Annotated in this window: 21 protein-coding genes and 1 pseudogene; 11 read left to right on the top strand and 11 right to left on the bottom strand. The window is 73.7% G+C overall.

Features of this window, described 5'->3' with window-relative positions; translation table 11 throughout:
• Positions 1-63 precede the first annotated feature (63 nt).
• The 3 genes from ACRWND_RS05815 to ACRWND_RS05805 all read left to right on the top strand — a co-directional run bounded on the left by ACRWND_RS05815 (position 64) and on the right by ACRWND_RS05805 (position 1,319).
• Entirely contained in the window at positions 64-468 is a 405-nt protein-coding gene (locus ACRWND_RS05815) for a YidH family protein (protein WP_431946604.1), read from the top strand.
• Entirely contained in the window at positions 468-803 is a 336-nt protein-coding gene (locus ACRWND_RS05810; RefSeq protein WP_431946602.1) for a DUF202 domain-containing protein, read from the top strand. Before ACRWND_RS05815 ends, ACRWND_RS05810 begins: the two co-directional genes overlap by 1 nt.
• Before the next feature lie 66 nt (positions 804-869).
• Positions 870-1,319 (top strand): MarR family winged helix-turn-helix transcriptional regulator, encoded by a 450-nt coding sequence (locus ACRWND_RS05805; protein WP_431946600.1) that lies wholly within the window; start codon positions 870-872, stop codon positions 1,317-1,319.
• On the opposite strand, the gene ACRWND_RS05800 is transcribed toward ACRWND_RS05805, so the two are convergent.
• A complete protein-coding gene (locus tag ACRWND_RS05800) occupies positions 1,262-2,263 on the bottom strand; it encodes a hypothetical protein (RefSeq protein ID WP_431946598.1) in 1,002 nt (333 codons plus the stop codon). The two genes, ACRWND_RS05805 and ACRWND_RS05800, sit on opposite strands and share 58 nt — an antisense overlap.
• A 154-nt stretch (positions 2,264-2,417) precedes the next feature.
• On the opposite strand from ACRWND_RS05800, the gene ACRWND_RS05795 reads away from it, so the two are divergent.
• Entirely contained in the window at positions 2,418-2,969 is a 552-nt protein-coding gene (locus ACRWND_RS05795; protein ID WP_431946596.1) for a phosphotransferase, read from the top strand.
• 43 nt (positions 2,970-3,012) lie between these two features.
• On the opposite strand, the gene ACRWND_RS05790 is transcribed toward ACRWND_RS05795, so the two are convergent.
• Positions 3,013-3,747 carry a FadR/GntR family transcriptional regulator gene (locus tag ACRWND_RS05790; protein WP_431946594.1) on the bottom strand — a complete coding sequence of 245 codons (735 nt, stop codon included), beginning with the start codon at positions 3,745-3,747 and terminating at the stop codon, positions 3,013-3,015.
• Between the two features lie 163 nt (positions 3,748-3,910).
• Between ACRWND_RS05790 and ACRWND_RS05785 the strand changes: the two genes are divergently transcribed.
• Together ACRWND_RS05785 and ACRWND_RS05780 are read left to right on the top strand one after the other, a co-directional pair.
• Complete coding sequence (locus tag ACRWND_RS05785) at positions 3,911-4,384, top strand: gluconokinase (protein WP_431946692.1); 474 nt, start codon at positions 3,911-3,913, stop codon at positions 4,382-4,384.
• 135 nt (positions 4,385-4,519) lie between these two features.
• Positions 4,520-5,440 carry an MBL fold metallo-hydrolase gene (locus ACRWND_RS05780; protein WP_431946592.1) on the top strand — a complete coding sequence of 307 codons (921 nt, stop codon included), beginning with the start codon at positions 4,520-4,522 and terminating at the stop codon, positions 5,438-5,440.
• A gap of 12 nt (positions 5,441-5,452) precedes the next feature.
• Here the strand turns inward: ACRWND_RS05780 and ACRWND_RS05775 are convergent, their stop codons facing one another.
• On the bottom strand, positions 5,453-6,763 hold the full coding sequence (locus ACRWND_RS05775) for a glucarate dehydratase family protein (RefSeq protein ID WP_431946590.1): 1,311 nt from the start codon (positions 6,761-6,763) through the stop codon (positions 5,453-5,455).
• Between the two features lie 478 nt (positions 6,764-7,241).
• On the opposite strand from ACRWND_RS05775, the gene ACRWND_RS05770 reads away from it, so the two are divergent.
• Together ACRWND_RS05770 and ACRWND_RS05765 are read left to right on the top strand one after the other, a co-directional pair.
• A complete protein-coding gene (locus ACRWND_RS05770) occupies positions 7,242-8,270 on the top strand; it encodes a phosphotransferase family protein (RefSeq protein WP_431946588.1) in 1,029 nt (342 codons plus the stop codon).
• Positions 8,271-8,273: 3 nt separating this feature from the next.
• Positions 8,274-9,497 (top strand): acyl-CoA dehydrogenase family protein, encoded by a 1,224-nt coding sequence (locus ACRWND_RS05765; RefSeq protein WP_431946586.1) that lies wholly within the window; start codon positions 8,274-8,276, stop codon positions 9,495-9,497.
• A gap of 193 nt (positions 9,498-9,690) precedes the next feature.
• Here ACRWND_RS05765 and ACRWND_RS05760 read toward each other — a convergent pair whose 3' ends face one another.
• From ACRWND_RS05760 to ACRWND_RS05745, 4 genes and pseudogenes are all read right to left on the bottom strand, one after another.
• Entirely contained in the window at positions 9,691-10,677 is a 987-nt protein-coding gene (locus tag ACRWND_RS05760) for an NADPH:quinone oxidoreductase family protein (RefSeq protein ID WP_431946584.1), read from the bottom strand.
• Between the two features lie 19 nt (positions 10,678-10,696).
• Positions 10,697-11,305, bottom strand: coding sequence for a TetR/AcrR family transcriptional regulator (locus ACRWND_RS05755; protein ID WP_431946582.1), 609 nt, complete (start codon positions 11,303-11,305; stop codon positions 10,697-10,699).
• A 134-nt stretch (positions 11,306-11,439) separates the two neighbouring features.
• Positions 11,440-12,207 (bottom strand): SDR family oxidoreductase, encoded by a 768-nt coding sequence (locus ACRWND_RS05750; RefSeq protein ID WP_431946580.1) that lies wholly within the window; start codon positions 12,205-12,207, stop codon positions 11,440-11,442.
• Between the two features lie 392 nt (positions 12,208-12,599).
• Positions 12,600-12,753 (bottom strand): annotated as a pseudogene (locus tag ACRWND_RS05745) (penicillin acylase family protein); the annotation flags it as partial.
• Positions 12,754-12,872: 119 nt separating this feature from the next.
• Here ACRWND_RS05745 and ACRWND_RS05740 point away from each other — a divergent pair.
• On the top strand, positions 12,873-13,472 hold the full coding sequence (locus tag ACRWND_RS05740) for a hypothetical protein (protein WP_431946578.1): 600 nt from the start codon (positions 12,873-12,875) through the stop codon (positions 13,470-13,472).
• Between the two features lie 173 nt (positions 13,473-13,645).
• Here the strand turns inward: ACRWND_RS05740 and ACRWND_RS05735 are convergent, their stop codons facing one another.
• On the bottom strand, positions 13,646-15,280 hold the full coding sequence (locus ACRWND_RS05735; protein WP_431946576.1) for an ABC-F family ATP-binding cassette domain-containing protein: 1,635 nt from the start codon (positions 15,278-15,280) through the stop codon (positions 13,646-13,648).
• 287 nt (positions 15,281-15,567) lie between these two features.
• Positions 15,568-16,872 (bottom strand): glycosyltransferase 87 family protein, encoded by a 1,305-nt coding sequence (locus ACRWND_RS05730; RefSeq protein WP_431946574.1) that lies wholly within the window; start codon positions 16,870-16,872, stop codon positions 15,568-15,570.
• 156 nt (positions 16,873-17,028) lie between these two features.
• Between ACRWND_RS05730 and ACRWND_RS05725 the strand changes: the two genes are divergently transcribed.
• Positions 17,029-17,490, top strand: coding sequence for a MaoC family dehydratase (locus ACRWND_RS05725; protein ID WP_431946572.1), 462 nt, complete (start codon positions 17,029-17,031; stop codon positions 17,488-17,490).
• Here the strand turns inward: ACRWND_RS05725 and ACRWND_RS05720 are convergent.
• Together ACRWND_RS05720 and ACRWND_RS05715 are read right to left on the bottom strand one after the other, a co-directional pair.
• A complete protein-coding gene (locus ACRWND_RS05720) occupies positions 17,481-18,113 on the bottom strand; it encodes a TetR/AcrR family transcriptional regulator (RefSeq protein WP_431946570.1) in 633 nt (210 codons plus the stop codon). The two genes, ACRWND_RS05725 and ACRWND_RS05720, sit on opposite strands and share 10 nt — an antisense overlap.
• Positions 18,114-18,183: 70 nt before the next feature.
• Positions 18,184-19,335: an acyl-CoA dehydrogenase family protein gene (locus tag ACRWND_RS05715; protein ID WP_431946568.1), complete on the bottom strand. Its 1,152-nt coding sequence runs from the start codon at positions 19,333-19,335 to the stop codon at positions 18,184-18,186.
• 68 nt (positions 19,336-19,403) lie between these two features.
• Here ACRWND_RS05715 and ACRWND_RS05710 point away from each other — a divergent pair, with 68 nt between their 5' ends.
• Complete coding sequence (locus tag ACRWND_RS05710) at positions 19,404-20,048, top strand: TetR/AcrR family transcriptional regulator (RefSeq protein WP_431946566.1); 645 nt, start codon at positions 19,404-19,406, stop codon at positions 20,046-20,048.
• Positions 20,049-20,169: the final 121 nt, after the last annotated feature.

The following is a 20,169-nucleotide window of genomic DNA, read 5'->3' as shown; positions in this document are numbered from 1 at the left end:
GGTCGCCGCGTCCCGGGACCTCGCAGGCGCGCCCGGCCGCCCGGCGCTCGGTAGTGTGGTGCGGTGATCAATCGTGTGCGGGCCGCGGCCGGGGCGGTCGCCTTGTGGTTCGCCCCGACCCGGGTACGGGACGAGGGGACGACGCCCGACTACCGGTTCTCGCTCGCCAACGAGCGGACCTTCCTCGCCTGGCTGCGCACCGCGCTCGCGCTGGTGGGCGGCGGGTTCGCGGTCGACCAGTTCCTCCGCGACCTGCGCCGGCCGGTCCGGGTGACGCTGGCGGTGGTGCTGGTGGTCGGCGGCGCGATGTGCGCGATCCGTGCGGTGAACCACTGGGTGCGCTGCGAGCGGGCGATGCGGCGCGGGGAGGACCTGCCGGTCTCGCGTTTCCCCGCTGCGCTGGCCGTGCTGGTGGCGGCGGTGGCGGTGGCCATGCTGCTCACCGCGACGCTGGGGTGGGCGGGCTGATGGCCGCCCCCGGTGGCGACACGCCGCGGGACCCGGGCCTGCAGCCCGAGCGGACCCGGCTGGCCTGGCGCCGCACCACGCTCGCCTTCGCGGTGGCGGCGCTGCTGGCCGGGCGTGCGGCGGTGCTGCACGGGGGATCGCCGGCCGACCTGCTGGGGCTCTCCCTGTGCGCGGCGGCATGGCTGGCGTTCACCGTGACCGCTCAACGGCGGATCACCGCGCTGGGCGCGCGGCGGCCCGGCACGCTGCGGGCCGCACGGGCGTCGTGGGCGGTGCTGTGCGTACTGGTCCTGGCCGTCACGGGCGCGCTGCTGGTGTTCCTCGGCCCGCGCTGAGGGCGGCCGCTTCGAGGGGCCGCGCCGACGGTCCGCCGTCTCGGCCCGTTGCGTAGACTCGCGGACATGGGCACCCCGACCGCCGCGCAGCCCACCATGACCGAGCTGCTGGAACTGCTCGCCGCCGTCGGCGCCGCCCAGGGGCAGGACTTCGCCGCCGCGGCCGCCCGGCACGGGCTCACCTCCATGCAGGCCAAGGTGCTCGCCCAGCTCGACGGCCCGCTGTCCATGCACGCTCTGGCCGAGCGGCTCGCGTGCGACGCGTCCAACGTCACCGGCATCGTGGACCGGCTCCAGGCACACGGCTTCGTCCTCCGTGAGCCGAGCCCCACCGACCGTCGGGTCAAGAACGTCGTCCGCACCGAACGCGGACGCGAGACCATCCTCCACGTCCACCAGGAGATGCGGGCCACCCACGCGGCACTGGACTCCTTGGACGAAACCGAGCAGGCTGCCCTCTACGCCCTGCTCGAACGACTGCGCCCGATCATGGAATACCCCGCCGACGACCGCTGACGCCGTCCCGGGCCGGAACGGGCACGGGAACCGGCGTCCGGGCGGGAGCACGGGGGCGTCAGGCCCCGCAGCGGGGTGACGAGGGCGCGGACCTCGCGGTCGGCGAAGCCGGGCTCCCGTGAGATCACCCGCACCAGTTCCTCGCGCACCGCCCGTCCGCGACCCGCCTCGACCAGGGCCAGCGACTCGGCCAGCGCCGCCGGGAGCTCCGGCCCGTGCCAGGGCTCCGCGGCGTACGCGTCGAACCAGCGCCTCGGCGGAAACGACGGCTGCAGTTTGGGCTGGTCGTTCCCCAGGTACGACCACACCCACGGGTCCAGGGACACCCCGGTGACGTGCCCCGAGGGCAAGGACCGCGCCCAGTCTCCCGCGGTGTGCTGCCGCCAGCGCCACGTGGTGGGGCTGGTTCGCCGGCGGGACGTCACCCCGACGAAGCGCAGCTTGCGCCGGACCACCGGCCATGGCTCCCGGCTCTCGCGCACCCAGCCGGCGAGAGCGGCGAACAGGCTGTCGTACGTCCCCCCACCGGAGACGAGGTCGACCAGCGCGACCGGTCGGGACCGGCGGGCCAGGTCGTGCGGCGCGAGCCCGGCCGCGCCGAGGTGCTCGCGCAGGCGGGCCGTGTGGGCGGGCCCCGGTTCCGGACGCGGGCGCAGCGACAGCGGCAGGCGCCGCGACAGCCCCTGACGGGTGGTGCCCTCGAAGGCCCCGGTGAGCAGGTCGTACATGCTGTCCAGGGAGCGTCCGACGAAGCACAGATCGGCGCCGCCCGAGCGGGCGAGCACCTTTCCGGTGCACACGGTCAGTTCGGGCAGATACCACAGGCCAGGACGCGTGGCGCCCTCAACGAGGCTGCCCAGCCGGTCCGGCGGCGCCCCGCCGCGCGTGCGTGACAGGGCCCAGCGGTACGGCTGGGGCGGCGGGGCGTCCGGCACGGTCGTCATGCGTTCCAGTGCAGCAGTCCGGCGCCTGCCGGTCATCCGGTTTTCGGCCCGCCGGAGCGTTTCGCTTGACGTGTTCCGAACATAGGGTCGACCTGGCCGTCGTGCGGCATCCGGCGCCGCGACGGAGAGGGCACACGGCGTTGACGTACGAGCGATGCCCCTGATCGCCGGGATCCCCGCGTCGGGGAAGTCCACCGTGGCGCAGGCGCCGGCCGAGCGGCTGCACCGCTCGGCGCACGTCCGGGGTGACGGGTCCCGGCGGATGATCGTCGGCGGGCGGGCCGAGACGCTGCCCGGCGACGGTTCCGGCGACCTCGCGGCGCTGACCGGCGAGGCGCTGCGGCAGCTGCGGTTGCGGCACTCCCTCGCGGTGTCGAGCGCGGACGCCTACGCGGCGGTTCGGGTTCGCCCCCGTCCGGCAGGACGTCATCCTCAGGTGACGAACCGGCGCACGCCGTCGCCTTGTTGCGCACCCGCCCCCGCACATCGTGCTCCTCGCGCCCTCGCCGGAGGTGATCACCGCCCGCGCGGCGGGACGGGACGGGACGGGCGGGCCCGACGGACCTACGGCGCGTGGACGCCGGTGGACCTCGACCGCGCCCTGCGGGCGGGCACCCCTCGCATCGGCCTGTGGCTGCGCATCTCCCTTCAGACCCCGCAGGAGGTGGTGGACGCCATCCTCCGCCACGCGGGCCCCACCCGCTGACCCCGTTCTCGGCCCCCGCCGCCGCGGGGCACCGGGGACGCGCTCAGGGCGACAGGACGTCGAGCTCGCGCAGCGCGCCGACGCAGATCTCCCGCATCAGGCGCTCCGCGGACTCCGCGTCGCGGGCGCGGACCGCCTCGGCGACCCGGACATGGAGGGTGACCGCCTCGGGGTCGGGCGCGCTGAACATGACGTGGTGCTCGGTGCGCCCGGTCAGCACCTCGGCGACCACGTCGCCGAGGCGGGCGAACATCTCGTTGCCGGACGCGGTGAGCACCGCGCGGTGGAAGGCCACGTCGTGCACCAGGTAGGCGTCCAGGTCGGCCGCCCGCCCGGCCGCGGCCATCTCGGCGGCGCGGACGGTCAGTTCGCGGCACTGCCCGGGGGTCGCCGCGGCCGCCGCCAGACCGGCGGCGACGGGCTCGACGGCGGTGCGGAGCGTGGTGAGCGAACGCAGTTGCCGGGGCCGGTCCACCCCGGCCAGGCGCCAGCGGATGACGGCGGGGTCGAAGACGTTCCACTCCTCGGTGCGGCGCACCGTGATGCCGACCCGGCGCCGCGACTCGACGAGGTGCATGGCCTCCAGGACGCGTACGGCCTCGCGGACCACCGTGCGGGAGACGCCGTAGCGCCGCTCCAGCTCGTCGATGCGCAGCACCGTGCCGGACGGATACGCGCCCGAGGCGATGGCGGGCCCGAGCTCCGCCAGGACCCGGGCGTGCAGACCGCCGCGTTCTCCCTGCCGGTCCGCGGGCCGCTGTGTGGTGGGCCGATCCATGGGCGACACCCTACGCGGATTCCTCTTTCGTATGATGATTTTCCGGAGACCGCTTGATCACGTAGTACCTATGGCGTTACCTGGGCGGTCACGGACGTACGAGGAGGCACCTGTGGTGAACGAGGCAGACCAGGCGGGCCCGCACCTGCCCGTGGTCGTGGTGATGGGCGTGTCCGGTTCGGGCAAGTCCACCGTCGGCGGGCTGCTCGCGGAGCGGCTGGGCGTCCCGTACGCCGAGGCGGACGACTTCCACCCGCCCGCCAACATCGCCAAGATGTCGGCCGGGCACCCCCTGGACGACGAGGACCGGGCGCCCTGGCTGGACGCCATCGCGGCCTGGATCACCGGGCGCGGCGACCGGGGCGGCGTGGTCAGCTGCTCGGCACTGCGACGCCGTTACCGCGACCGGCTCCGCAAGGACAGCCCCGGGCTCTTCTTCCTCCACCTCGACGGCTCCGAGGAACTGATCGCCGCGCGTCTGGCGGCGCGGACGGGGCACTTCATGCCCGCCGGGCTGCTGCGCTCGCAGCTCGAGGCGCTCGAGCCCCTGGAGGCCGACGAGGCCGGCGCCGTCGTCGCGATCGGCGGCGACCCCGGGCAGATCTCCGAGCGCGCCCTGGCCGCGCTCCCCCGCTGAGACCCCCGCGCTGGAACTCCCGCAGAGGCACCCGCACCGGGGCTCCCGCACGCCGTGGCGGCGACTCCCCCGCGTCACCGCCGGTACACCCCGCCCTGATACGTTCCATGCGTCTGACCAGGGAAAGGCGTGAAAATGTCACAGCTGCACACCGAGCATCCGTTCACCCGCGAAGTCGCTCCCGGGGTCCACGCCTACGTACAGCCGGACGGGGGCTGGTGCCTGAACAACGCGGGCTGGGTGACCGACGGGAGCACCACGCTGCTGATCGACACCGCCGCCACCGAGCGCCGGGCGCTGATGCTGCGCGACGCCCTCCTCGCCTCCGGCGCCCCGATGCCGGCGCACGTGGTCAACACCCACCACCACGGCGACCACACCTACGGCAACAGCGTCTTCGCGCAGGGGGCCCGGATCGTCGGCCACACCGCGTGCGTCACCGAGCAGGTCGCGGCCGGCCACCAACTGCACGCGATCTGGCCGGACGTCGAGTACGGCGAGGTGCCGGTGATCCCGGCGACGGTCACCTACGAGGACCGGCTGACCCTCCACGTCGGCGAGGAGGAGGTGCAGCTCCTGCACCCCGGGGTGGCGCACACCCTCGGCGACACGATCGTCTGGCTCCCGGGCCGCAAGGTCGTCTTCACCGGCGACCTCGTCTTCAACGGCGGCGCGCCGTTCGTCCCTATGGGCTCGCTCGCGGGCTCGCTGCGCGCGCTGGACGTGCTGCGCTCGCTGGACGCCGAGATCGTCGTGCCGGGCCACGGCGGCATCTGCGACCCCTCCGTGTACGCCACCGTCGAGGGCTACCTGCGCTTCGTGACCGAGCTGGCGGCCGAGGGCCACAAGGCGGGGCGGACGCCGTTGGAGGTGGCGCGGGCGGCCGATCTCGGCGGGTTCGCGACGCTGCGCGAGCCGGAGCGGCTGGTCGCCAACCTGCACCGCGCGTACGCGGAGCTGGACGGCCTGCCGCTCGGGTCGCCCCTCGACCTTCCGCCGGTGATCACCGACATGGCCGTGCTCAACGGCGGCCGGGTCCCGGAGTGCCTGGCCTGAGCCCCGCCCGGGTCACCAGCGGCGGGTGACCCAACCGGGCTCGGCCCTGCGCATGGCGGCGGCGTCGTCCCTCTCGTGGAAGGCGCCGTCGTCCTCCAGCCAGCGCTGGTGGAGCATGCGCAGGGCCGTCCGGTCCAGTTCGACCCCCAGGCCGGGCTCGTCGGACACGGGCAGCCGGCCGCCGCGGAACTCGTGGCGGGTGGTGATGACGTCCTCGGTCTGCCAGGGGTAGTGCGAGTCGCAGGCGTGGTGCAGGTCGGGCACCGTGGCGGCGACGTGCGTCATGGCGGCGAGGCTGATGCCCAGGTGCGTGTTGGAGTGCATCGACAGGCCGACCCCGAAGGTACGGCAGATCGCGGCCAGTGCACGGGTGTTGCGCAACCCGCCCCAGTAGTGGTGGTCGGAGAGCACGATCTGGACCGCGTCCTTGGCGAAGGCCTCGGCGATCTCGGGGAAGGTCGTCACGCACATGTTGGTGGCGAGCGGCACGTCGGTGCCGGCGGACACCTCGGCCATCGCGGCGGTGCCCGCGGCCGGGTCCTCCAGGTACTCGAGGACGTCGCCGAGCTCCCGCGCCACGTGCAGCGAGGTCTCCACCGACCAGGCGCCGTTGGGGTCGAGCCGCAGCGGATGCCCTGGGAACTCCCGGGCCAGGGCCCGTACGGCGGCGATCTCCTGCTCGGGCGCGAAGACCCCGCCCTTGAGCTTGAACGAGGTGAAGCCGTGCTCACGCACCATCCTGCGGGCCTGCGCGACCACCCCGGCCGGGTCCAGCGCGGCGCCCCAGTCGTCCTTGGGACCCTGGCCGCCGGGGTGCTCGGCCCAGCGGTAGAAGAGGTAGGCGCTGTAGTCGACGGTGTCGCGGACCTTCCCGCCGAGCAGGGCGTGGACGGGCAGCCCGAGCACCTTGCCGAAAGCGTCCAGACAGGCCACCTCGAAGGCCGACACCACGGAGAGCAGCAGCTTGTCGGCGGTCTGGACGCCGCGCAGGCCGCCGGCGTCGACGGCGTCCGTGGTCGCCTCTGGCGTCGGGCACACCAGCGCCGCGAGGGTCGGCAGGTTGTTGAGGTCGTCGACGCGGCAGCCCGCCAGGGCCTCCGCCAGCGGCCGCGCGAGGTCCAGGTAGCGGGTGTCGCCGTAGGTCTCCCCGACGCCGCTCACGCCGCCCGCGGTGGTCACCTCGACGATCAGGCGCGGGGTGTAGGGCTGGTGCACGCCCTGGGTGTTGAGCAGCGGCGGGTCGGAGATGAGGACCGGGGTGAGGCTCACCCCGGTGATCGTCAGGTCCTTCTGCTGTGCCACTGCACGCCCCCTAGCGTTCATATATGTGAACTACATGCGTCCACTAGAACGCGACCCTAGGTGGACCCCCTCCCGCACGTCAAGAACGCGCAGGTCGGCGGCGCTACGCCGGTCCTGCGGAGGCGCGCGGGCGGCGCCGGGACGCAGCCGGGCGGTCGCCCAGAGCGCGCCCCCGGGAGTCCGGCCGCCCGGTGCGGCCGGCGGCGGCGCCCGGTGCCGCGAGGCCCATGGTCGGCACCGGCGTCCGCGGGCAGGGCCGCGCCCCGGGGGCAGGCGCCACGGCGAGCACAACGGCGGCGCACCCGCGGCGGGTACCGCCGTTCACCACCCCGTCCGAAGAGCACCGGGTGCGCGCGGTGTCATCGCCCCGGCGGCAGGGAACGGTCTTGGGCGTGATCCGGGTGTGCGGACAGCGCTCGACCGGCATGCGCCGCGCTGGACGACATACCGACTGGTCGGCATGATTGCTGGGACGGCTTCGACGGCGCGAGGAGCGATGATGAGCGGGACGCAGAACCCACCAGGGCTCGACCTGGAACGGCTGCGGCGGCACCTCGACGCCGGGCGGCCCGGGCTGACGGCGGGAGCACTCGAGGGCGAGCTCATCAAGGGCGGCCGGTCGAACCTGACCTACACGGTGACCGACAACGTCTCCCGCTGGGTCGTGCGGCGTCCCCCGCTCGGCCACGTCCTGGCGACGGCCCACGACATGGCCCGCGAACACCGCGTGATCAGCGCCCTGCGCGACACCCCCGTCCCCGTTCCGGGAGCCGTGCTGCTCTGCGAGGACCCCTCGGTCATCGGCGCGCCCTTCTACGTCATGGACTTCGTCGAGGGAACGCCCTACCGCACCGAGCGGCAGCTCGCGGCGCTCGGGCCTGAGCGCACCCGGGACGTCGTGCTGCGGCTGGTGGACACCCTCGTGGCGCTGCACCGTGTGGACCCCCGTGCGGCAGGGCTGGACGGCTTCGGCCGGCCCGAGGGCTTCCTCGAGCGGCAGCTGCGCCGCTGGGGCAAGCAGCTCGACGCCTCCCGCAGCCGCGAGCTGGCCGGCGTCGACGAGCTCGCGGCGCTGCTCGGCACGCGCCTGCCCGCCTCCGCGCCCCCGGCGGTCGTGCACGGCGACTACCGGCTCGACAACGTTCTCATCGGCGCCGACGACACCGTCCGGGCCGTCCTCGACTGGGAGATGTCAACCCTCGGCGACCCGCTCACCGACCTGGGCCTCCTGGTCATGTACAGCGAACTGCGCCCGACCCCGGGCACCCCGGTCTCCGCCACCGGGGGCGCGCCCGGCCACCCCTCACCGGCCGAGCTGGTCGAGCGCTACGCCGCCGGCTCCGGACGCGACGTGTCCTCGCTCGACTGGTACACCGCCTTCGCCTACTTCAAGCTCGCGGTCATCCTCGAGGGCATCCACTACCGCTACACCATCGGCCGGACCCTGGGCGCCGGCTTCGACCGGATCGGCGCCCTGGTGCCGGCCTTCATCGACAACGGCCTGCGGGCACTTCAGCAGGGAGGCTGAGCCGTGGACTTCGGTTACGACGCCAGGACCGAGGAACTGCGCGGGCGGCTGCTCGCGTTCATGGACGAGCAGGTGTACCCGGCCGAACCGGTCTTCCGGCGGCAGCGCGAGACGGCCGAGAAAGAGGCCGTGTGGAGCGCACCGCCGGTCGTGGAGGAGCTGAAGGCGAAGGCCCGCGAGCGGGGGCTGTGGAACCTCTTCCTCCCCGGCGAGCGCGGCGCCGGGCTGACCAATCTGCAGTACGCGCCCCTGGCCGAGATCACCGGCCGCAGCCCGCACCTCGCGCCGCCGGCCCTCAACTGCGCCGCGCCGGACACCGGCAACATGGAGCTGCTCAACGAGTTCGGCACCGAGGAGCAGCGCAAGACCTGGCTGGAGCCGCTGCTCGCGGGCGAGATCCGCTCGGCCTTCGCGATGACCGAACCCGACGTCGCCTCCTCCGACGCGACCAACATCGAGACGCGCATCGAGCGGGTCGGCGACGAGTACGTCATCAACGGCCGCAAGTGGTACATCTCCGGGGCCATGAACCCGCGCTGCCGGATCCTCATCGTCATGGGCCGGACCGACCCTGCCGCCGACCGGCACCGCCGGCAGAGCATGGTGCTGGTGCCGCGCGACACCCCCGGTCTCGAAGTGCGCCGCGGCATGAGGGTGTTCGGCTACGACGACGGGGACCACGGCGGCCATGCCGAGGTGGTCTTCCAGGACGTGCGGGTCCCCGTGGACCATCTGATCGGCGAGGAGGGCGGCGGCTTCGCCATCGCCCAGGCGCGTCTGGGGCCGGGCCGCATCAACCACTGCATGCGGCTGATCGGCATGGCCGAGCGGGCGGTGGAGCTGATGTGCCGGCGCGCCACGGAACGAGTGGCCTTCGGCAAGCCGCTGGCCGAGCAGGGCGTCGTGCAGCAGTGGATCGCCGAGGCCCGGGTGGAGATCGAGCAGCTGCGGCTGCTGGTGCTCAAGACCGCCTGGCTGATGGACACCGTCGGCAACCGGGGCGCCCACACCGAGATCCAGGCCATCAAGATCGCCACCCCCGAGAAGGTCGGGTTCATCCTGGACCGCGCCATCCAGCTGCACGGCGCAGGCGGCGTCAGCCAGGACTTCCCGCTGGCGGAGCTGTACGCGGCGGCCCGCACGCTGCGGTTGGCCGACGGACCCGACGAGGTCCACAAACGCTCCCTGGCCCGCCGCGAACTGAAGCGGTACGCCCGGGACGCCTGACCCCGCCTCCGCCGCTCGGCTCCCCGAGACCCTGGTCCCGGGGAGCCGCGGTGTCCCGCCGTCGCGCGCCCTTCGGCCGCGAGACGGCGGGACAGCCGACCACCTGCCGTCCCCTCCCCGCCGCATCCCTCGTCCTGTCAGCGGCATCAGCGGCGGCGTGCGGACGCACGCCGACGACGCGTGCGGTACGCCGTCAGCGCGGGACGACCACCACGCGGCCGGTCGTCGCGCCGTCCGCGACCCGCTGGACCGCGTCGGCCGCGTCCGCCAGCGGGAGGCGTTCGCTGACCAGGGGCCTGACCGCGCCCCGCGCGGCGAGGCGGGAGAGTTCCTCGTGGCAGCGGCGTACGGCGGCGGGGTCGTGGGTGTTGTACAGGCCCCAGTGCAGGCCGACGACGGAGTAGTTCTTGACCAGGGCGTGGTTGAGGCCTGGAGCGGCGATCGTGCCGCTGGCGAAGCCGACGACCAGGATGCGGCCCTCGAAGGCGACGCACTTGGTGGACCGGGTGTAGGCGTCGCCGCCCACCGGGTCGTACACGACGTCGGCGCCGCGACCGCCGGTCGCCTCCTTGACGACGGCCACGAAGTCCTCGCGGGTGCGGTCCACGACGACGTCGGCACCCAGTTCCCGCGCCGTCTTCGCCTTCTCCGGACCGCCGACCACGCCGATGACCGTGGCGCCCGCCGCCTTGCCGAGCTGGACGGCGGCACTGCCGACACCCCCCGCGGCGGCGTGCACGAGCAGGGTCTCGCCCTCGCGGAGCCCGGCCCGCCGGTGCAGGCCGAACCAGCCGGTCTGGTAGCCGATGTGGAGGGCGGCGGCCTCGGCGTCGTCCAGCTCGGCGGGCGCCGGCAGAACCTTCGCGGCCGGGACGACGGCGAGTTCGGCGAAGGCGCCGTCGGGCAGTGCGGCGGGGGCGATGACCCGGTCGCCGACCGTGTGCCCCGCGACCCCCTCGCCCACGGCGACGACCTCGCCGCAGAACTCGACGCCGGGGGTGAACGGCAGCGGCGGCCGCACCTGGTAGTGCCCCCGGCACAACAGCGCGTCGGGGAAGTTGACGTTCGCGGCGCGGACCTTCAGGAGCAGCTCACCGGGGCCCGGCTGCGGGTCGGCGACCTCGTCCAGGCGCATCGCCGCGCGAGGCTCCCCGTTCTCGTGCACTCGCCATGCCTTCATGCGTCTGCTCCCGGTTGAGTCAGGGCTGCCGCACCGAGTGCAGCAGCATGTCCGCGAAGTCGGCGGCCACCTGTCCGGCGGACAGCGGCCCGCCCTTCCGGTACCAGGTGCCGAGGTGGTGCACGGCGCCGAAGAAGAAGTCGACGACGAGGTCCGGCCGCACCTCCGGCCGGAACACGCCCTCTCGCTGCCCCTCCTCGACCAGCGCGCGGAACTTCTCGTGGTAGCGGCGGCGGTCGGCCCGCACTGCCTTCTGCTTCTCCGGGCTGAGCTGGTGCATCGACCGGAAGAAGATCTTGGTGTCGTCCAGGTTGTCGATGCTGGTGACGACCACGTCGGCGGCCGCCTCGACCAGGCGTTCGGCCACCGGCGCCGCCTCCTTGCCTGCGATCGACTCCAGGCGCTCCATCTGCAACCGCAGCACGCGCCCGTAGATCTCGTGCAGCAGGTCGTCCTTGCTGCCGAAGTAGTGGTACAGGGCGCCCTTGGTGACACCGGCCGCCTCGACGATCTCCTGCACCGACGTCCGGTCGTATCCGCGCTCGGCGAAGAGGCGGGTGGCCTCGGCGAGCAGCCGCTGGGGTACCGCGGTCGCGGTCGCCTTGGGTGAGGTGGTGCTGCGTGCCATGGCCTGCCCTCTCTCGGTACCGGTGCGCCCGCACAGCGTACCGACCGGTATGCGGCCCCTCCCTCCGCGCCCGCGGCTTCCCCGCCGTCCCCTCGCGCCGCGCTCAACCTCGCGGATCCCTCTGCCGTCCGGGCTCACGCGCCGGGTCCCTCCTCCAGCTTCCGCTGCACCCGGTTCATGCCGTCGATCCAGCGGTCGGTGTCCCCGGCGCGGGCCGCGTAGTAGGCGCCCGTCCCGGGATGCGGAAGGATCAGGAAGCGCTCGTCGGCGATGCCCTGGAACACGGCCTCCGCGACGTCCTCCGGTTCGATGGCCGTGGGCGCGAGCACGAGGTCGCCCGCGGGCCCGGCCGCGCGCAGCATGCCGGTGCGCACGCCCTCGGGGCAGACCGCGTGGACGCGCACACCCCGGTGGCGGTAGGTGACGGCGAGCCACTCGGCGAAGGCGAGGGCGCCGTGCTTGGTGACCGAGTACGGGGCGTCGCCGACCATGGTCAGCAGCCCGGCGGCGGAGACGGTGGCGACGAAGCGGCCCTCGCCGCGCTCCAGCCACTGCGGGAGCAGCGCCCGGGCCGCGCGCACGTGCGCCATGACGTTGACGTCCCAGACCCGCTCCCAGACGGCGTCGCCGACCTCGGCCCCGGCCATGCTGCCGATGCCGGCGTTGGCGCAGAACACGTCGACGCCCCCGCCGAGCGCCGCGCGGGCCGGCTCGACCACGACCGAGGCGTCCCCGGGGACGCAGATGCCGCCGATCTCGTCCGCGACGCTCTTGGCGGCGGCCTCGTCCAGGTCGTTGACGGCGACACGGGCGCCCCGCGCCGCGAACCCCCGGGCCAGCGCGGCCCCGATGCCGCCGCCGGCGCCGGTGACCACCACCCGGGCATCGCGCAGGGCTTCCATCGCGTCTCCTTCGCCTCGGGACGGCTCCGGGGCACAGACTAAGCGGTCGCTCAGCCCTTGGGAAGGGGCTACACGCGGGCCGGCTCCCGGCATGCCGTGGGACGGTCACCGGCCCGCACGGCCCGCACGGGCCATGCGCGACGGGTTGTCTTCGTCGACGGGCCCGGCCGGTGAGTCCCGGGCGGGGCCCCTTCGGCTCCGGGGACGTGGGCTTCACCCCAGGGCGCACACCTGAACCTGCTCGAGCCCGGTGCCGTCCGGGCGCTGCTCGATGCGGCGCCGGCCCGGGGTGGCGGCCGGAGGAGAGGCGGGCGGTGGAGGCCGACGGCTGGCCCCTCTTGGAGACGGCGGCCGCCGTGTGCTGGTAGGTGGGGCGGTTCTGCCGGCGACGTCCTGGCCGAGGTGGTCGCGCTCCACCCGTGGTCCTGGCCTCGGCCAGCTCCACGTGATGCTCAGGCCCGCGAAGGAGGCGCCGCGGGCACCGATGTCGGGGCTCTGGATCTCCTGCAGCAACAGCAGCGGTGGCGCGAAGGGGCCGGTCTCGGGCCGAGGACGGCTTCCCTACGCCATCCCGGCCGGAACCCGCCGGGCCGGGGATGGATCCGCAGCGCCGTCCGTTACGTCCATGCGAAAGCGATGCGACACCGACGACGGAGGTGGCACACATGGCCGGATTCAGGAGCCTCGCCAGACAGGTGCGCGATCCCCGGCGCTCCCCCACCCAGCGCCGCACCTACCTGCGCAGGTGCCTCGAGCGCTTCGCGCCGTACGGGCACCGCGCGACCTGGGACCACCTGTGCGCCGGCGCGGGGATCGCGCCCGACGACCGCGAGCCGGACCCTGCCCGCCTCCTCGCGGCCCTCGCGGAACTGGAGGAGGCGCGGGCGGTATGGCTCGCCTACGAGCGGGAGTTCGCGGCCCGCCGCAAGGAGGAGAAGCACTCCGGCATCCGGCAGCCCGGCGCGCTCGACGACTGGCACCGGCGCACCTGGGGCGGCAACGGGGTCGCCTGGTGCGAGGACCCCCGCGTCCACCCGGACGCCCGGCTGGCCGACGTGCTGCGGCGCCTCATCGCGGCGATCGACGCCGGGCCGGGAACGGGATGCCCGGTCTGCGGCGAGGAGCGGCTGCGGTGGCGGACCGGGCTCGACCACTACCCCGGCTCGGGGCCGGTGTGCGGGCGGTGCGGGATCGTTGTGCCGGTGCCGGTGCTCTGCGAGGCGGCGCTCGGGGAGGCACGCGGTGCGCTGCTGCGCACGGCCTGATCGTCCCGCGGAAGGCCCGGTCGCCGAGCACGGCGACCGGACGCGGGCGCGGCGGCGGGACGGCGCGTGAGCGCCGCGGGCCGCGGTCCGCTCGCCGCGGCCGGCAGAGCCCGGCCGGCTGCCGGCGCGGTCACCGAGTCGGACGTCCCGCGCCCTCCGTGCACGAGCGCTCCTCACACCTCGGGTGCCCTGGTCTCCGTCAGCTCCCCGCCGGTGAGGCGCAGCCACCGGTCGACGCCGATCTCGCGCAGGAACCGCTCGTCGTGGCTGACCACCACGAAGGCCCCCTGGTAGGAGCTGAGAGCGCTCTCCAGCTGTCCGACACTGACCAGGTCGAGGTTGTTCGTCGGCTCGTCCAGGAGCAGCAGGTGCGGCGCCGGTTCCGCGCAGAGCACACAGGCCAGGGTGGCGCGCAGCCGCTCGCCCCCGGAGAGCACCCCCACGGGCAGATGGGCGCGAGGCCCCCGGAAGAGGAAGCGGGCGAGCAGGTTCATCCGCTCGGCCTCCGGCCGCTGCGGGGCGTGGTCGGCGAAGTTCTCGGCGACCGTACGGTCCAGGTCGAGCAGGTCCAGGCGCTGCGAAAGGTAGGCGACACGACCGTCGGCCCGCGTGACCTCGCCGCTGAGCGGAGCCAGGTCGCCGCTCAGCAGGCGCAGCAGGGTACTTTTGCCGGCGCCGTTGGGACCGGTCAACGCGACGCGCTCCGGCCCCCTGATCGACAGGTCGACGCCGTGGCCGGCGAACACGTCCTTGTCTCCGAGGCGGACGCGAAGGTGCTCGCCGAGGAAGAGGTTGCGCCCGGCGGGCACATGGGTGTCGGGCAGATCGAGTGAGATGCGCTGCTCGTCGCGCAGCGCCCGCCCTGACTCGTCCAGCCGGGCTTTCGCCTCGCTGACCCGGCCGGCGTGCACCTGGCCCGCCCGGCCCGCGGACTCCTGTGCGCCCCGCTTCATGGTGCCGGCGAAGATGCGGGGCAGACCGGCGCTCTTCAGGTTGCGGGCGGCGTTGCTCTGCCGGCGTTCGGCGCGCTCGCGGGCCAGCTGCATCTCCCGCTTCTCCCGCTTCAGCTCCTGCTCGGCATTGCGGTGGTTCCTCTCCGCGGCCTCCTGCTCGGCCCGCACGGCTTCCTCGTACTCGGTGAAGCCGCCGCCGTGGAAGCGCAGATCGTCCCCTTCGAGTTCGGCGATGCGTTCCATGCGGTCGAGCAGCGCGCGGTCGTGGCTGACCAGAAGCAGGCAGCCGGTGAAGTCCTCCACCACGTCGTAGAGCGTGCGCCGGGCGTCGAGGTCGAGGTTGTTGGTGGGTTCGTCGAGCAGCAGGACGTCGGGCCGCTTCAGCAACTGTGCGGCGAGGCCGAGGGAGACGACCTGGCCGCCGCTGAGGGTGCGCAGCCGGCGGTCGAGGGCGAGGTCCGCCAGACCGAGGCGGTCGAGCTGGGCACGGGTGCGTTCCTCGATGTCCCAGTCGTCCCCGATGACGGTGAAGTGCCTCTCGTCGACGTCGCCGGAGGCGACGGCGTCGATGGCCTGGATGACCGCGGCGACGCCCAGCACCTCGGCAACCGTGAGGTCTCCCGTCAGCGGGAGGCTCTGCGGGAGGTAGCCGAGGCCGCCGGCCACGGAGATGGACCCGGCACCGGGCCGCAGCTCACCGGCGATGAGTTTGATCAGCGTGCTCTTGCCCGTGCCGTTGGGCGCGACCAGGCCCGTGCGGCCGGAGCCGAGGCTGAAGGACAGGTCGTGGAAGAGGGGAGTGTCGTCGGGCCAGGAGAAGGACAGGTTCGAGCAGACGACGGCAGCGTGCGACATGGGTGTGACCTCGTGAGGAGGGGCAGGGAAGACACCTCTGCCCCGGTGGTGGCGGAGGGCGGGAAAGGGGACGACAACGAGGCCACGCCGGCGGCGCTTGCGCGCGCCTGCCCGTGACCTGTCCTGTCCGGGTATCACCCGGAGATGTCGTCGTCCACCACCATGTCCGGTCTCCTCGATGAAAGGTCAATGTCTCTGCGAGGGTAACAGCGCGCGACCAAGACAAGGAACGAATAAGAGCGCGGCCCCCGCGAGCCACCAGGCCGTGGAAGCCCCACGACCCCTCTCTACGAGCGTTCGACGAGCCGCTCGCGGCGCGGAACGCTCGTGCGCCACAGCCGGACGCAGGAGACGAGCGCGGCGGCGACCAGCAGCGCGTTGCGGACGGCGACGATGGCGGCGCCCTGCCAGGTGGCGGCGGTGACGTCCGCGAAGAAGAGCGGGTAGTCGACCGTGGTGACGGCGGTGGCGAGCAGGATCAGCGCGGCGACCGGCCGCTGCGTGGTCTGCCGCATGGTCAGGCAGACCGCGCCGAGGCCGATCAGCCAGACCAGGTACTGAGGGCTGATGACGCGGCTGGTGACGGTGAACAGGAGCACGGCGCTCAGCGCGGCGTCGCTGGGGGTGGCCGGCGTCCAGCGCGCCGCCCGCACGCGCCACATCAGCAGCCACAGCAGGCAGATCCCGGTCAGCAGCAGGGAGGCGGTGGCGATCTCGCGGACGTAGGGGCCGGTGAACTCCAGCGACCCGTAGTGCGCGACCACCCGCCCCGGCCAGCCGAGCATCTCGGCAACGTGCAGGAAGGTGCCGCCGAGGGATTCGATCTCGACCCCGCGGTGGTGCTGCGCGGACAGGAACCCGAGCGCGCCGCGGAAGGCGGTGCACAGCACCAGCAGCAGAGCGCCGGCGGACACGGCGAGCGCGGTCCACATCTGCCGGGTGGTCCGGCCGCGCGGGGTGCCGAGCACGGTCAGCACGGGCCAGAGCTTGATCAGGGCGGCGAGCCCGGCGAGGGCGCCGCCGAGCCGGGGCCGCGACGGCAGCGCGAGCAGCGCGCCGACGGCGACGACGGTGACCAGCAGGTCGTAGCGGGCGTAGGGCAGGTGCATCAGCAGCGGCAGGGCGAGCGCCCACAGCCACGCACCGGCCGTGCTGCGTCCGGGCCGACCGGTCCCGGCCCGCAGGAGGAGGAGCAGCACGGCGGCGTCGGCGGCGAGCGAGAGCAGGACGAAGGCCTGGAAGTAGCTGAGCCCGGGCAGCAGCGCCGGCAGCAGCATCACCAGGGCGGCACCCGGCGGGTACTGCCACGTCACGTCGCCGACGGGAAAGGTCCCCCGCGCGAAGCCCTCGCTCCAGTGGCGGTAGAGGAAATGCACTTCGCGGGCGATGTCGCCCTGACCACTGCGCAGCAGGGCCAGCATCACCACCCGGCTGGCCAGCCAGTAGACGGCGAGGGCCGGCCAGGTCTGGGGCCAGGTCGCGGGACGCAGCAAGGCGGTGCGGACGGCCGGCGGGGAGGAGGTGCCGCCGCCGTGCCGGACCTCCACCGTGTGCCCGTCGGACGGGCTGGTCTCCGTGGGGGCCTCGGCCACTTCCGTCTCCTCAACCAGCGCGAACAGGGACACACAGAGATGAAAGGTAGTCACAAAACGGACGAACACCCTCGGTACGCGCCGGGTACGGGCGTTGACAGCGCTCCACCGGGGAGACCATGCTGAGCAAGCGCTTGGACAGCACGGGAGGCATGCATGGCAGAGGCCAGGATCTTCACCTCGGTCGACGAACTGAAGGCCGCCATCGGGGAGGGCCTCGGCACGACCGGCTGGCTGGAGGTCGACCAGAAGCGGATCGACCTGTTCGCGGACGCCACCGGGGACCACCAGTGGATCCACGTGGATCCCGCGAGGGCCGCCCAGGGCCCCTTCGGCTCCACCATCGCGCACGGCTATCTCACGCTGTCTCTGATCCCTTCCTTCACCCCGGAGTTGCTGCGGGTCGAGGGCGTGCGGATGGGCGTCAACTACGGGGTGAACAAGGTCCGCTTCCCAGCCCCTGTGCCGGTCGGCTCACGCCTGCGCGCCTCCGGCCGGATCAGCGACGTCAGCGAGGTGCCCGGCGGCGCGCAGCTCGTCGTCGGGATCACGGTGGAGCGGGAGGGCGGCGACAAGCCGGTCTGCGTCGCGGAGACGGTCGTCCGCTTCTACTTCTGACGGGGCGCGTACCCCGCCATGCGCAGGGCGAGGTCGGCGTACAGCGCCCCGATCCCGTCCGGCGTACGGCGCCCGCCGGGGTTGAACCAGCGGGCCACGTCGATGCACAGCGACAGCAGCGCGACCGTGGTCCCTGGGACGTCCGGCACGTCGAACTCCCCGGTCCGCACGCCGTCGTGGAGCACCGAGCGGACCACGGCCTCGCTCTCCCGGCGCAGCTCCACGACCTCGGCGTAGTGCTCGGGGCCGAGCGCGCCGAGCTCGTACTGCACGACGCGGCCCGTGGTGTGGTGTTCGGCGTGCCAGCGGACGAAGGTGCGCACGGCCGCGGCCAGCCGGTCGGCGGGGCCGCCCGCGCTGTTCGCGGCGTCCTGGAGCAGCCCGAGGGAGAGCCGGTGCCCGACCAGGCTGATCTGGTAGAGCAGCTCTTCCTTGGTCCTGTAGTGGATGTAGAGCGCCGCGGGGCTCATGCCGGCCCGGCCGGCGATGTCGCGCGTGGTCGTGGCGTGGTAGCCGCGCTCCGCGAACGCCTCGACCGCGGCGATCACCAGTCGCCGGGCGGCCTCGGGGGTGATCCCGTTCCACGCCTCGGTCCGCTGCGACCGCTCCTCCTCCACATTCATGGCGGACACCCTACCCGGCGCTGAGCAAGCGCTTAGATACCGAGCGGTCGGTCGGGGCCGGGCAGCCCCGTCAGAAGGCCGACACCCCCGTGAGCTCCCGGCCGATGAGCAGCTTCTGGATCTGGCTCGTCCCCTCGTAGAGGGTCATCACGCGGGCGTCCCGCAGCAGCTTGCCGACCGGGTACTCGTCGATGTAGCCATAGCCGCCGAAGACCTGCAGCGCGTTGTTGGCACAGCGCACCGCCGCCTCGCTCGCGAAGAGCTTCGCCTTGGACGACTCCGCCGCGAAGGGCAGGCCCCGGTCGATGAGGTCGGCGACCCGCCAGGTCAGCAGGCGAGCCGCGTCCACGTCGAGCGCGATGTCCGCCAGCAGCTCCTGCACCAGTTGGTGCGCGGCGATCGGCCGGCCGAACTGCTCGCGCTCCTTCGCATAGCCCACGGCGGCGTCCAGCGCCGCCTGCGCGATGCCCACGCACCCGGCGGCGACCGACATGCGCCCCTTGGCCAGGGCGGACATCGCCACGGAGAAGCCCTTCCCCTCGGGTCCGAGCATCGCCGAGGCCGGTACGCGCACGCCCTCCAGCACCAGCTCAGCCGTGGCCTGGCCGCGCAGACCCAGCTTCCCGTGCACCTCGCGCCGGGTGAGGCCGGGGCTGTCGGCGGGCACGAGGAAGGCGCTGACACCCCTGTGGCCGGGGGCGTCGCCGGTGCGGGCGAAGAGCAGGACGACATCCGCCCACGTGCCGTTCGTGATGAACATCTTGGCGCCGTCGATCACATAGTCGCCGCCGTCGCGCCGGGCCCGCGTGGTGAGGTTGCCGGCGTCCGAGCCGGTGCCGGGCTCGGTCAGCCCGAAACACCCCACCGCGTCTCCGGAGGCCAGCCGGGGCAGCCAGCTCCTCTTCTGCTCCTCCGTGCCCCAGTGGGCGACGGACTTCGCCACGAGCCCGAGCGAGACGGAGACGATCCCGCGCACCGAGGAGTCGCCGCGCCCCAGCTCCTCGGTGACCAGGCAGTAGGTCAGGTGGTCGCCGCCCGAGCCGCCGTACGCCTCGGGGATGGTGAGCCCCAGGAAGCCCAGGGCGCCCAGCTTCCCCACGATGCCCTGGTCCACGCCCTCCGCGCGGTCCCACGCCGCGGCGTGCGGCGCGATCTCGCGCCGCGTGAACTCGGCGGCCAGCGCACGGGCCGCGGCCTGCTCCTCGGACAGCTCAAGATCCATGGCACACCTCGGTCAGGCGATAAATTACCACTGCTAGTTTTCTTGGGACAGCCCCTACTATGTGCCGCATGGCCCGCCCCCGCAAGCCCCTGCTCAGCCGCGAACGCATCGTCGCCGCGGCACTCGCGCTCGTGGACGCCGAGGGACTGCAGGCCGTCTCCACACGTCGCCTCGCGGCGGAACTCGGCGTCAGCGGGCCGAGCCTCTACAACCACTTCACGACCAAGGACGAGATCCTGGACGCGGTCGCCGACGCGGTCGTCTCCGAGGTCGACCTCTCGATGTTCGACGAGGGCCGCGACTGGGCGGACGCCCTCGTCGCCTGGGCTCGCTCCTACCGCGCCGCGCTCGCGGCCCACCCCCACATCGTGCCGTTCCTCGCCCAGGGCCCGGGGCGCCGCCCGGCCGGCCTGCGCATGGCCGACGCGGTGTTCGGCGGCATGACGGCCGCCGGCTGGCCCCCGGCCCACGCCACCCGCGTGGGCGCGCTCATGCGGTACTTCGTGGCGGGTTCCGCCCTGGGCTCCTTCGCGCGGGGCTTCGTCGACGACCCCTCGGCGTACGACCCGGCGGACTATCCGCACCTCGGTCAGGCCCACCTCCTCGCGGAACGCCGGCAGCAGGTGGACGAGGGCGCCTTCGAGACGGGCCTGCGCGCCCTCGTCGACGGGCTCGCCCTGCAGTTCGCCGCGCTGGGCCCCACCGGCGCCTGAGGGCCGGGGCTGGGCTCACAGCCATCGGGGCGGCGAGGCAGACGAACGTGTGCGCCGGCCACGCCGCCGCAACGCCCCCGCAACCCCGACCGCGACGCACCCGCACGACGCCGCACCCGCC

The organism is Actinacidiphila sp. bgisy167 (genome assembly GCF_965342175.1).
Lineage (GTDB): Bacteria > Actinomycetota > Actinomycetes > Streptomycetales > Streptomycetaceae > Actinacidiphila.
This window is presented reverse-complemented; position numbering and strand designations above follow the sequence as displayed.